The following is a 12,570-nucleotide window of genomic DNA, read 5'->3' as shown; positions in this document are numbered from 1 at the left end:
CCGCCCATGAGGCCGTACGGTACGACCTGACAGGGCGGACGTGGCAACTCTGGCACATCTTTGCAGGGCCCGAACGCAGGGGTCCGCTAGGAGGCATTCGCCCACCTCATCAGTGACATGGCCCGTTTTCGCATGGGATGGCCGGTGATCGGTGGTACGCGCGGTGCGCACGAGTTGCCACTCTTCAGTGGCGTTTCGGGGCTTTCTCCTTACTTGTTCGGCGGTGGCCCGTCGATCGGCCGGCCGAGCACCCCGGGCCGCCGCTGCCAGGGCAGCGGACCGGCGGGCGGCCGGTAGCCGACGCCCAGGGCGTCGAGCCGCCGGTAGTGGGCGGCCATCCGCCGCTCGAATCCGGCGAAGTCCCGGTCGGGCGGGGCGGGCAGGTCGCTCCAGGCGACCTCGGCGAACGCGGCGAGCCTCGGGAAGGTCTGGTAGTCGACGCGCGCCTGGTTCTCCATCACCTCGGTCCACACGTTCGCCTGGGTGCCGATCACATGTCCGGACTCGTCCGGCGTCAGTTCCGGGGGAACCGGCTCGAACCGGTAGACGTCCTCCAGGGTGCGCACGAAGCCGATCGGCACGGGCTCGTCCTCGCCGGCGTGCTGACGGTGGTCCAGGTACACCTGCTGCTCCGGGCACATCACGACGTCGTGCCCCGCGCGCGCGGCGGCGACCCCGCCCGCGTAGCCGCGCCACGAGGAGACGGCCGCGCCCTTGGCCAGTCCGCCCTCCAGGATCTCGTCCCAGCCGATGAGCCGGCGCCCGCGTTCGGCGAGCCAGGTGTCGAAGTGCTGGATGAACCAGGCCTGGAGTTCGTCCTCGTCGGCGAGTGCGAGTTCCTCGATGCGGGCCTGCGCGGTGGGCGAGCGCCGCCACTGGTCCTTGGGGCATTCGTCGCCGCCGACGTGGATGAACTCCGAGGGGAAAAGCTCCAGGAGTTCCTCGAAAACGCCCTCGTAGAAGCGCAGTGTGCGCTCCGTCGGGGCGAGTACGTTCTCGGAGACGCCCCAGGTGTCCCAGACGGTGAGGGCCGCGGTGTCGACGACATCGGTGTTGCCGAGTTCCGGATACGCGGCGATGGCGGCCTGCGAGTGTCCGGGCACGTCGATTTCGGGGACGACGGTGATGTGCCGTTCGGCGGCGTAGGCGACGATCTCGCGGATGTCGTCCTGGGTGTAGTAACCGCCGTGGGGTTTGTCCTCCCAGAGCGGAGAGGCGCGGTGGCCGTATTTGGTGCGGGCCCGCCAGGAGCCGGTCTCGGTGAGCCTCGGGTGGCGTTTGATCTCGACCCGCCAGCCCTGGTCGTCCGTCAGATGGAAGTGCAGGACGTTGAGTTTGTGCGCCGCCATCAGGTCCAGGTAGCGCAGGACGCCGTCCTTCGGCATGAAGTGCCGGGCGACGTCCAGCATCAGGCCGCGCCAGCGGAAGCGGGGCGCGTCCTCGACGCGGACCAGCGGCAGTCGCCACCGCCGGCCGGGAAGCGGCGCGCGCCGGAAGGCGTCCGGACCGAGCAGTTGCCGCAGCGTCTGGGCGCCCCGGAAGAGGCCGGCCGGGCTCCCGCCGGCGAGGTGCACGCCGGCCGGGGTGATGTCGAGGCGGTAGCCCTCGGCGTCCAGTTCACCGTCGAGGGACAGGCGGATGACGTCGCCGTCTCCCGTCCCGGGGGCGAGCGGCAGGCCGGTGGCCGCGCCCAGGGCGGCGCGCAGCCGGCGTTCGGTGTGCTCCGTGCCGACGCCCGCCACGATTCCCGTGTCCGGGCCGAGGGCGAGGAAACCGGGCCCCCGCGAGGTCACTTGCCGTGGCTGGGGAATGAGGTCCGTCACGTCAGTCCTTCACCGCTCCGCCGAGGCCGGAGACGAGTCGTCGTTGTACGAGTACGAAGAAGACCAGCACCGGAATCGTCATCACCGTCGAGGCCGCCATCACGCCGCCCCAGTCGGGATCGTCCGGCTTGTAGAAGACCAGCAGCGCCATCGGCAGCGTCGACTGGGAGGTGTCACTGATGATGAACGACTTGGCGAACAGGAAGTCGTTCCAGGTCGAGATGAAGGAGAAGACGCTGGTGGCCACGAGGCCCGGCAGGACCAGCGGGAAAAGGATCTGCCACAGGAATCGCGCGCGGCCGGCTCCGTCGATGTACGCGGCCTCCTCCAGCGCTTGTGGGACCGCTTTCACAAAGCCCCGCAGCATCCAGATCGCGAACGGCAGCGAGAAGGCGATGTGGGGCAGGATCAGCGAACCCAGCGTGTTCAGCTGGCCGAAGTCCCGCATGAGGAAGAACAGCGGGATCGTGAGCGCCTCCACGGGCACCATCTGGGCCACCAGGAACATGATCAGCAGGGTGGTCCGGAAACGGAACCGGAAACGCGTCACCGCGGTCGCCGCGAGGAACGCGATGAGCGCCGAGGCGATCACGACGGTGCCCGCCACGATCAGGCTGTTGAGAAAGTAACGGCCGAATTCCTGCTGCCCGAAGACCCGTCGGAAGGAATCCAGCGAGGGCGTCAGCGTCCACGGCCGCGGCCGGCTCGACGCGATCTCCCCGGCCGGTTTGAAGGCGCTCAGCACCATCCAGTACAGCGGGAAGGCCACCACGACCGCGATCAGCAGCGCCGACGCCTCCGCCGCGAGCCGCCACGGACGGCGCACACGCGCGCGCGGAAGATTCACAGCTCCTCCCCCTGGCGGCGCAGCAGCCGCAGGTACACCAGCGTCACGGCGAGCAGGATCAGCAGCATGACGACGCCGATCGCGGAGCCGAGGCTGTACTGCGAGGACGCGAACGCCTTCTGGTAGGCGTAGACGTTGAGGACGAGGTTCTGGCCGGCGATGCCGCCGCCGTTGGTCATGACGTAGATCTGGGTGAAGACCTTGAAGTCCCAGATGACCGACTGGATGGTGACGACCACCAGGATCGGCCGGAGCATCGGCGCGAGCACCGAGCGCCAGATCCGCCACTGCGAGGCGCCGTCGAGCGCGGCGGCCTCCAGGACCTCGGAGGGCACGGCCCGGATCCCGGCGTAGACGGTCACCATGACGAACGGGAAGGAGCACCAGACCACTTCGAGCAGGACGAGCAGGAAGGCGCTGTAGCGCCCGTACGTCCAGGAGTGGTCGCCGAGGCCCAGCATCCGGTTGACGGGCCCGAAGTCGGCGTCGAACAGCAGCAGCCAGACCGTCGAACCGGTGACCGCCGGGGTCGCCCACGCGCCCAGTCCCGCCAGCATCAACGCGAGCCGCGGCACGGCCCGCACGCGGGTGAGCAGCACGGCGAGCGCACAGCCGACGGCCAGCGTCGACACGACACAGGCCGCCGCGAACACCACGGTGGCGAGCAGCACCCGCCAGAACTCGCCGTCCCCGAACAACTCGGCGTAGTTGCCGAACCCCTGAAAGGTCGTCGGCTCCCCACCGGAGACCTGGGCCTGCGTGTACTCCAGGAAGGAGATCAGCCCGAGCTGGTAGACGGGATAGACGAGCAGCCCGCCGAGGACGACGAGAGCGGGCGCGAGATACAGCCAGGGCACACCGGAGGAGCGCCCGAAGGGGCGCGGGGAACGGCGCGGCGAGCCACCGCGAACCGCTCCCCCCGGCCCGGAGGGTGCCACACTCATCCGGCGGAGCCGAACGCCGCGTCCATCTTCTTCGCGGCGTCCCCGGCGGCGGCGTCCACGTCCTTCTTGCCGCTGACGACCTCCTGGAACATCGTCGGCAGCACCTGCGAGGAGTCGATCGTCGCCCAGGCGGGCGAGGCCGGCACGAACTTGGTGCCGGCGGCGAGCGTGTCGACGAACGGCTTCACGTACGGCTCCTTCGCCGCGACCTGCTGCCGTACGTCCGTGAAGGTCGGCAGGAAGCCCATCGCGTCGAACAGTTCGCCCTGCGCCTTCTTGGAGGCGAGCCGCTTCATCAGGTCGACGGCGAGGGTGCGGTGCGAAGTGCTCTTCAGGACACCGATGTTGTTGCCGCCCGCGAAGGCCGGGGCGGTGGAGCCGGACTCGACGCCCGGCAGCGGCACGACCGCGTACTTGCCCTTGACCGCGCCGGACTCCACGGCCTGGTGGCTGAAGTCGCCGCCGATCGCCATGGCCGCCTTGCCGGAAGCGAAGGCGGTGATGGTGTCGTTGCCGGTCATGCCGGCGCACTTGGCGGCGGGGCAGTTGTCGTCGCCGAAGAGGGACGTGTACGCCCCGATGCCCTTTCGGGCGGCGGCGCTGTCGATCGCCGAGGCGTACGAGCCTCCCTTGCCGGTGGCGAGTTCGCCGCCGTTGGCCCAGATGAACGGCATCGCGCCGTAGGTGTAGGCGCCGCCGACCGCGATGCCGTAGAGGCCCGGCCTGGCGGCCCGGACCTTCTTCGCGGTGGCGGCCAGTTCGTCCAGCGACCGGGGGGCGTCGAGGCCCAGTTCGTCGAAGACGTTGGTCCGGTAGTACAGGGCCCGGACTCCGACGAAGTAGGGGGCGCCGTAGACCTTGCCGTCCACGGTGACCGACTGCCGGGCGGTGGGGTCGGTGTCCTTGGCCTCGGCCCAGGCCCCGAACTCCGCGCCGACATCGGCGAGTCCGCCGTCCTTCACATAGCCGGCGGTGTCCGTGTTGCCGTACTCGATCAGGTCGGGGGCGCTCTTCGGGTCGTTGAAGGCGGCCTTGATGCGCTGGGCGCGGGTCTCGACGGGGATGTACTCGACGGTGACCTTCGTGTCGTCGTGGGCCTTCTCGAAGCCGGCCAGGACCGCGTCGACGACCTTTTCCTTCGGCTTGTTGTTGACCTCCTGGAAGAGCCAGATCCGTAGTGTGCCGCTCTTCTCGTCCTTGCCGGAGGAGGAGTTGTCGGACGTCTGGGGGGCGCACGCGGTCGCGGAGACGACGGCGGCGGCCAGCAGTACGGCCAGGCGGGGGGCGAGCTTCATGGAGTCTTCCTCCGGGCGTGCGTTGCAACATATGCAATGACGATTTCGCTCTGCACAACATCCAGGAGGGTATGGACTACATGAACATGTCCACAAGAGGTCTCAACCAGTTCGTGACGCACGAAGACCCCCGGAGCGCGCGCGGGCACACTCCGGGGGCCCCGGGACCTCGGGCGGGAAGAGCCGCTACTTCTTGTCGCCGCCCTTGCCCTCGTCGCCGCCGCCGCTCATCGACTCGTAGATCTCCTTGCACATGGGGCAGACCGGGTACTTCTTCGGATCGCGGCCCGGTACCCAGACCTTGCCGCACAGCGCCACGACGGGCGTGCCGTCGAGGGCGCTCGCCATGATCTTGTCCTTCTGGACGTAATGGGCGAAGCGCTCGTGGTCGCCGTCGCCGTGGGACACCTGCGGCGTCGGCTCTACGAGGGTCCCCGTACCAGTCCCGCGCTCGGGCTCGAGAGTGCTCATGCATGCCAGGGTACTGAAAGCCGGGGTATCGAACCTCACACGGACCGGGTGAGGTGCCGGGCGGCGGATCAGTTGAGCGAGGGATCGTCCGGGTACGTCGCCACCATCGCCAGATCGTTGCGCTGGCGGCGCAGGACCTCGCGCCAGAGTCTCTCGGGCCAGGGCGAGGAGACGTCGCCGGGTTCGGACTCGACCACGTACCAGGCGCCCTCCGTCAGCTCGGACTCCAGCTGGCCGGGGCCCCATCCGGCGTATCCGGCGAAGATCCGCAGCGCCCCGACGGCGGGCGCCAGCAGCTCGGGCGGCGCCTCCAGGTCGACCAGCCCGATGGCGCCGTGCACCCGGCGCCAGCCCAGCGGCGCCCGCTCCCCCGACGCGCCGCCGGGGACGACGGCGACCCCGAGGGCCGAGTCGAGCGAGACGGGTCCGCCCTGGAAGACGACGCCCGGTTCGCCCGCCAGGTCCGCCCAGTCCTCCAGGATGTCGCCCACGTCGACCGGCGTGGGACGGTTGAGGACCACACCGAGGGAACCCTCCTCGTCGTGGTCGAGGAGGAGCACCACCGCACGCTCGAAGTTCGGGTCCGCCAGGGCGGGGGTTGCCACGAGCAGCCGCCCCGTGAGCGAGGACACCTCGGTCATGCCTGACATGATCCCGCATGTTCCCCTCCCTTGGGGAGGCAATCGGGGCGCGCGGGCGAACGCACGGCCCGCGCACGCCCCGCGGCCGTGACCCCCCGTACGCGCCGGTGAACACCGCGTGTTGTGACGAATCCATGACGTCGCCGGACCGTGCACAGGCTTAGTGAAGGGGGGTACAAGGCGACTACCCTTTCCCTTCCGGCCCCCTTCCCGACCCCACGGAACGCGAGATCCATGACCGTCAACGGCACTGATGACGTACTGCTAGTCCACGGCGGAACCCCGCTGGAGGGCGAACTGCGGGTCCGCGGTGCGAAGAACCTCGTGCCCAAGGCCATGGTGGCCGCCCTGCTGGGCAGTGCGCCGAGCCGGCTGCGCAATGTGCCGGACATCCGCGACGTGCGGGTCGTACGCGGACTGCTGCAACTGCACGGGGTGACCGTCCGTCCGGGTGAGGAGCCCGGTGAGCTGGTGCTCGACCCGACCCATGTGGAGAGCGCGAACGTCGCCGACATCGATGCCCACGCGGGCTCGTCGCGCATCCCGATCCTGTTCTGCGGCCCGCTGCTGCACCGCCTCGGGCACGCCTTCATCCCCGGTCTGGGCGGCTGCGACATCGGCGGCCGGCCCATCGACTTCCACTTCGACGTGCTGCGGCAGTTCGGCGCGAAGATCGAGAAGCGGGCGGACGGCCAGTATCTGGAGGCCCCGCAGCGGCTGCGCGGTACGAAGATCAACCTGCCGTATCCCTCGGTCGGCGCGACCGAGCAGGTGCTGCTGACGGCCGTGCTCGCCGAGGGCGTCACGGAGCTGTCCAACGCGGCCGTGGAGCCGGAGATCGAGGACCTGATCTGCGTCCTGCAGAAAATGGGCGCGATCATCGCGATGGACACCGACCGCACGATCCGCGTCACCGGTGTGGACGAGCTGGGCGGCTACACCCACCGCGCCCTCTCGGACCGCCTGGAGGCCGCCTCGTGGGCCTCGGCGGCGCTGGCGACCGAGGGGAACGTCTATGTCCGGGGCGCCCAGCAGCGCTCGATGATGACCTTCCTGAACACCTTCCGGAAGGTGGGCGGCGCCTTCGAGATCGACGACGAGGGCATCCGCTTCTGGCACCCGGGCGGCCGGCTGAAGTCCATCGCCCTGGAGACGGACGTGCACCCGGGCTTCCAGACGGACTGGCAGCAGCCCCTGGTGGTCGCCCTGACGCAGGCCACGGGCCTGTCCATCGTCCACGAGACGGTCTACGAGTCCCGGCTCGGCTTCACCTCCGCGCTCAACCAGATGGGCGCCCACATCCAGCTCTACCGGGAGTGCCTCGGCGGCTCCCACTGCCGCTTCGGCCAGCGCAACTTCCTGCACTCGGCCGTCGTGTCGGGCCCGACCAAGCTGGAGGGCGCCGACCTGGTCATCCCCGACCTGCGCGGCGGCTTCTCGTACCTCATCGCCGCCCTCGCGGCCCAGGGCACCTCCCGGGTCCACGGCATCGACCTGATCAACCGGGGCTACGAGAACTTCATGGACAAGCTGGTCGAGCTGGGCGCGAAGGTCGAACTCCCGGGCAAGGCGCTGGGCTGACAGCCGCCCCGATACGCCGATGGGGCGGTCACCCGGACCCGGGTGACCGCCCCATCGGCGTTGGCTCAAGCGCCTCTGCAAAGGGCGCGGGGAACTGCGCGACCGGCCACATACGGCCCGCAGTCACCCTGCGCTCGAAGCGGAGCGCTTACTTGCCCTTGGCGGCTTCCTTGAGCTTGGAGCCCGCGGAGACCTTGACGCTGTAGCCGGCCGGAATCTGGATCGGCTCGCCGGTCTGCGGGTTGCGGGCGGTGCGAGCGGCCCGGTGGGTGCGCTCGAAGGTCAGGAAGCCGGGGATGGTGACCTTCTCGTCACCCTTGGAGACGATGTCGCCGACAACCTCGGCGAACGCGGCCAGAACGGCGTCGGCGTCCTTGCGGGTCACCTCGGCGCGGTCGGCCAGCGCGGCCACCAGCTCACTGCGGTTCATGTTGTTACTCCCGTGTTCTTCTTGCCGTTGAGGCGTGCCACGCGGCGGAGCCGCATGTTGGGCACAGCGATGCCGATGCTGCCAGGGTCCTCGGACACTCCCCGGACCCGGGTCGGTCGTCAGACCCTCGCGCCCAGGGAGGCATCCTGCCTCCACCTGCGGCGGTAAAGCCAATCCGGCACCCCCAGGAGTCGTGAGAACCCCCTTGGGAGTCACACGAAGAGAGGGCCTGAGCCTTGCGCCACACTAGAGGGCGACACAAGGTGCGCCGTCCCGCGACGCGCCGGTGCGGCGGCCCGCCGTGGTGATCCTCACCACCACGCCGCAGGCCGCCCTCCCCCGCCGGGGGAACCTACGCCACCACTCCGGCGGCCTTCGCCGCGTCCCGTACGGCGCCCGCGACGGCACCGGCGACCTTGTCGTTGAAGACGCTCGGAATGATGTAGTTCGGGTTGATCTCGTCCTCGGTCACCACGTCGGCGAGGGCGTGCGCGGCGGCCAGCATCATCTCGGTGTTGACCGTGCGGGACTGGGCGTCCAGCAGACCGCGGAACACGCCCGGGAAGACGAGCACGTTGTTGATCTGGTTCGGGAAGTCCGAGCGTCCCGTGGCCACGACCGCCGCCGTCCGGCGGGCGACCGCCGGATCGACCTCGGGGTCCGGGTTCGCGAGCGCGAACACGATCGCGCCCTCGGCCATCGCGGCCACGTCCTCGCCGTCGAGGACGTTGGGCGCGGAGACGCCGATGAAGACGTCGGCGCCGTGCACGGCCTCCTTGAGAGTGCCCGTGAGGTTCTCGGGGTTGGTGTTGTCGGCGATCCAGCGCAGGGCCGAACCGGGCGCGGCGTCGACCAGGTCGGCGCGGCCGGCGTGCACGACGCCGTGGATGTCGGCGACGACGGCGTTCTTCACCCCCGCGGCCAGCAGCAGCTTGAGGATGGCCGTACCGGCGGCGCCGGCGCCGGACATCACGACCCGTACGTCGTCGATGCCCTTGCCGACGACGCGCAGGGCGTTGGTCAGGGCGGCCAGGACGACGATGGCGGTGCCGTGCTGGTCGTCGTGGAAGACGGGGATGTCGAGGGCCTCGCGCAGCCGGGCCTCGATCTCGAAGCAGCGGGGGGCGGAGATGTCCTCGAGGTTGATGCCGGCGAAGCCCGGGGCGATGGCCTTGACGATCTCCACGATCGCGTCGGTGTCCTGGGTGTCGAGGCAGATCGGCCAGGCGTCGATGCCGGCGAAACGCTTGAACAGGGCCGCCTTGCCCTCCATCACCGGCAGCGCGGCCTTCGGGCCGATGTTGCCGAGGCCCAGCACCGCGGAGCCGTCCGTCACGACCGCAACGGAGTTCCGCTTGATGGTGAGGCGGCGGGCGTCCTCGGGGTTCTCGGCGATCGCCATGCAGACCCGGGCCACACCCGGCGTGTAGACCATGGAGAGGTCGTCACGGTTGCGGATGGGGTGCTTGGACTGCATCTCGATCTTGCCGCCGAGGTGCATGAGGAAGGTACGGTCGGAGACCTTGCCCAGGCTGACGCCCTCGATGCCGCGCAGTTGCTCGACGATCTCCTCGGCGTGCGAGGTCGAGCCGGCCGCGATGGTGACGTCGATACGGAGCTTGTCGTGGCCGGAGGCCGTGACGTCGAGGCCGGTGACCGATCCTCCGGCGGACTCCACCGCGGTGGTGAGCTGCGAGACCGCGGTCCCGCCCGCGGGCACCTCCAGTCGGACCGTCATCGAGTAGGAGACGCTGGGCGCCGTTGCCATGGCCGACTTCCTCTGCTTTCACCGTGTAACTGTGTCGTGCCGTCCGATCGTCGCACCTACCAGCGAGTACGTGGTAGTCGCCCCCGATTGCGAACGTTGAGTTCATGCACACTTTCGGAAAATGACTTCCACCATACGAGAACTGGTCTCTCGGCGAAAGAACCCGTGGGACGGGAATTGTCTTGCGAGGATCGTTTGTTACCTTGGATGTGGCACCGGCTCGATCCAAGCCCCCGGGCCCAACCATCGTCGCTACGAGCGACCACTTGCCGCGAGGCGAGCATGGCGGGCCGGTGCCACTTGAACGAAGCAGTGCCGAAGATGTGAAGACGTGGGGCCCGCGCCGTGTGACGGCGCGGGCCTTGCGCGTGCGTGCCCTCCTCGGCCGCGCCGGCGGCCTCGGTCTCAGTCGCGGAGCAGGTCCGGCACCCCCGCGGCGTCCGGCTCGTCCCGCTCCGCGGAGACGACCGTCAACTGCTGGGTGGCCCGGGTCAGGGCGACGTACAGCACGCGCAGCCCGGCGGGCGACTCGTCGGCGATCTCGGCCGGCGAGACGACGACCGTGGCGTCGTACTCCAGGCCCTTCGCCTCCAGGCTGCCCAGCGCCACCACCCGGTCGCCGAGCCCGGCCAGCCAGCGCCGGGCCTCCTCGCGGCGGTTCATGGCGACCACGACGCCGACGGTGCCGTCCACGAGGTCCAGCAGCCGGGCCGCCTCCGCCCCGACGGTCGCGCCGAGGGAGTCGCGCACGACCGCGAAACGCGGTTCCACGCCCGTCGAGCGCACCGCCCTCGGCGACCGGGAGCCCGGCATGGCGAGGGCGAGCACCCTGGCCGCCAGCTCCGCGATCTCCGCCGGGTTGCGGTAGTTGACGGTCAGTTCGAAGCGGCGCCGCGGACGGGTGCCGAGGGCCTCGTCCCGGGCGGCCGCCGCCTCGTCGGGGTCGGACCAGGAGGACTGGGCCGGGTCGCCGACGACGGTCCACGTGGCGTGCCGGCCGCGGCGGCCCACCATCCGCCACTGCATGGGGGTGAGGTCCTGGGCCTCGTCGACGATGACGTGCGCGTACTCGGTGCGTTCCTGCGCCAGCCGCTCGGCGCGCTCGCGCTGGGTCTCCTCGCGCTGCGGCATCAGCTCCTCAAGACCGGTGAGCTGGTCCAGCGGGTCCTGCTCGCGGCGCTTGCGGGGGCGGGCCGGGGTGCCGACGACCGCCTGGAGTTCGTCCAGCAGGGCGATGTCGTGCGCGGAGTGGCCCTCGCGCCGCAGCGAACGGGCCACCTTGCGCACCTCGCCCGGGTTCAGGACGCGCCGGGCCCAGCGGCCGAGGCGCCGCTCGTCCGCCATCGCCGCCAGCACCGCGCCCGGCGTCAGCTCCGGCCACCAGGCGTCGAGGAAGTCGATGAAGGAGTCCTCCAGGCTCACGTCCTCGTCGAAGGAGGAGCGCAGCTCGGCGGCCAGCTCGGGGTCGGTGTGCCGGGCGGCGGCGCCCGACCTGCGCCACAGGGCGTCCAGGAGCAGCCGGCGCGCGCGGGGGCGCAGCAGGTTGACGGGCGCGGTGCCGCCGAGGGCGGTGCGGCGGATGTCGGCCAGCTCCTCGGCCTCCAGTTCGAGGCGGCGGCCGAAGGCGACGACCCGCAGCCTCGTCGGCGAACCGCCCGGCTCCAGGGCTCCGCGCGCGGCCCTGCGCAGCACCCTGAGCATGCGGGAGGAGCCCTTGGCACGGGCGGTGGCCGGGGAGTCGTACAGCGTGGCCTCGGCGCCGTCGACGAGTGAGCCGATGGCGCGGATGGCGACCTGCCCCTCCTCGCCGAGGGAGGGCAGCACGCCCTCGGTGTACGCCACCAGCAGCGGGGTCGGCGAGACGATCAGGATGCCGCCCGCGTAGCGGCGCCGGTCCTGGTAGAGCAGGTACGCCGCCCGGTGCAGGGCGACGGCGGTCTTGCCGGTGCCGGGGCCGCCCTCGACCTGGGTCACGGAGGCGGCGGGGGCGCGGATCACCCGGTCCTGCTCGGCCTGGATGGAGGAGACGATGTCGCGCATCGTGTGGGTGCGGGCCTGGCCGAGGGCGGCCATCAGGGCGCCGTCGCCGACGACGGCCAGTTCCTCGCCGTCCAGGCGGGCCTTGACCTCGGGCCGCATGAGGTCGTCCTCGACCCCGAGGACGCGCCGTCCCTTGGAGCGGATCACCCGGCGGCGCACGACCCGGCCCGGGTCGACCGGCGTGGACCGGTAGAAGGGGGCCGCGGCGGGCGCCCGCCAGTCGATGACCAGCGGGGCGTACTCCTCGTCCAGGACGCCGATGCGGCCGATGTGCAGGGTCTCGGCGATGTCGGCGGTGTTGTCGGGCCGCAGGGCGCCCTCGGCGGGCTCCACCGCCGTGTACGCGCCGTCCGGGCCCTTCTTGCCGTCCTTGCCGAGAAGCAGGTCGACCCGGCCGAACAGGAAGTCCTCGAACTCGTTGTTCAGGCGGTTGAGGTGGATGCCGGCCCGGAAGACCTGCGCGTCGCGCTCGGCCAGCGCGCCGGGTGTGCCGACGTGGCCGCGCTGAGCGGCGTCGTGCATGAGGAACTCGGCCTCGTGGATCTTCTCTTCCAGCCGGCGGTACACCCGGTCCAGGTGTGTCTGTTCCACGCTGATCTCTCGGTCCCGTACGGAATCGGGTACGGCTCGCGCCGCCGCGCCGTGAACCGAGTCGACCGCTGAGTCCTGTTGAGCCTGTGCGGCCACCGGGCCCCCTTCTGACGTGCTGGGCAGCCGTCAAAGGTACGCG

General features: G+C 70.5%; 10 protein-coding genes. 1 reads left to right on the top strand and 9 read right to left on the bottom strand.

The features are described from left to right. Positions 1-209 precede the first annotated feature (209 nt). From AC4IHM_RS20595 to AC4IHM_RS20570, 6 genes are all read right to left on the bottom strand, one after another. On the bottom strand, positions 210-1,823 hold the full coding sequence (locus AC4IHM_RS20595; protein ID WP_490868476.1) for a beta-N-acetylhexosaminidase: 1,614 nt from the start codon (positions 1,821-1,823) through the stop codon (positions 210-212). A 1-nt stretch (position 1,824) separates the two neighbouring features. Beyond that, positions 1,825-2,670 (bottom strand): carbohydrate ABC transporter permease, encoded by an 846-nt coding sequence (locus tag AC4IHM_RS20590; protein ID WP_490868475.1) that lies wholly within the window; start codon positions 2,668-2,670, stop codon positions 1,825-1,827. After that, positions 2,667-3,614: a carbohydrate ABC transporter permease gene (locus tag AC4IHM_RS20585; protein WP_490868474.1), complete on the bottom strand. Its 948-nt coding sequence runs from the start codon at positions 3,612-3,614 to the stop codon at positions 2,667-2,669. The genes AC4IHM_RS20590 and AC4IHM_RS20585 overlap by 4 nt, the downstream gene beginning before the upstream one ends. Beyond that, complete coding sequence (locus AC4IHM_RS20580; protein ID WP_490868473.1) at positions 3,611-4,909, bottom strand: extracellular solute-binding protein; 1,299 nt, start codon at positions 4,907-4,909, stop codon at positions 3,611-3,613. The genes AC4IHM_RS20585 and AC4IHM_RS20580 overlap by 4 nt, the downstream gene beginning before the upstream one ends. 186 nt (positions 4,910-5,095) lie before the next feature. Next, positions 5,096-5,380: a DUF3039 domain-containing protein gene (locus tag AC4IHM_RS20575; protein WP_217142822.1), complete on the bottom strand. Its 285-nt coding sequence runs from the start codon at positions 5,378-5,380 to the stop codon at positions 5,096-5,098. Between the two features lie 68 nt (positions 5,381-5,448). Continuing rightward, positions 5,449-6,021: a YqgE/AlgH family protein gene (locus tag AC4IHM_RS20570; RefSeq protein WP_490868472.1), complete on the bottom strand. Its 573-nt coding sequence runs from the start codon at positions 6,019-6,021 to the stop codon at positions 5,449-5,451. Positions 6,022-6,255: 234 nt separating this feature from the next. Here AC4IHM_RS20570 and murA point away from each other — a divergent pair, with 234 nt between their 5' ends. Beyond that, positions 6,256-7,602, top strand: coding sequence for a UDP-N-acetylglucosamine 1-carboxyvinyltransferase (murA, locus tag AC4IHM_RS20565; RefSeq protein ID WP_490868471.1), 1,347 nt, complete (start codon positions 6,256-6,258; stop codon positions 7,600-7,602). 148 nt (positions 7,603-7,750) lie between these two features. On the opposite strand, the gene AC4IHM_RS20560 is transcribed toward murA, so the two are convergent. The 3 genes from AC4IHM_RS20560 to AC4IHM_RS20550 all read right to left on the bottom strand — a co-directional run bounded on the left by AC4IHM_RS20560 (position 7,751) and on the right by AC4IHM_RS20550 (position 12,527). Then, the gene (locus tag AC4IHM_RS20560; RefSeq protein ID WP_003950507.1) at positions 7,751-8,032 is read right to left on the bottom strand and encodes an HU family DNA-binding protein; all 282 of its coding nucleotides are present in this window, start codon (positions 8,030-8,032) and stop codon (positions 7,751-7,753) included. A gap of 352 nt (positions 8,033-8,384) precedes the next feature. Beyond that, positions 8,385-9,800, bottom strand: coding sequence for an NAD-dependent malic enzyme (locus AC4IHM_RS20555; RefSeq protein WP_490868470.1), 1,416 nt, complete (start codon positions 9,798-9,800; stop codon positions 8,385-8,387). 405 nt (positions 9,801-10,205) lie between these two features. Continuing rightward, entirely contained in the window at positions 10,206-12,527 is a 2,322-nt protein-coding gene (locus AC4IHM_RS20550) for a HelD family protein (RefSeq protein ID WP_490868469.1), read from the bottom strand. Positions 12,528-12,570 lie beyond the last annotated feature (43 nt).

The sequence above is a fragment of the Streptomyces sp. SL06 genome, from assembly GCF_058244745.1.
The sequence above is the reverse complement of the archived record's forward strand: the minus strand, read 5'-3'. Positions and strand labels throughout refer to the sequence as shown.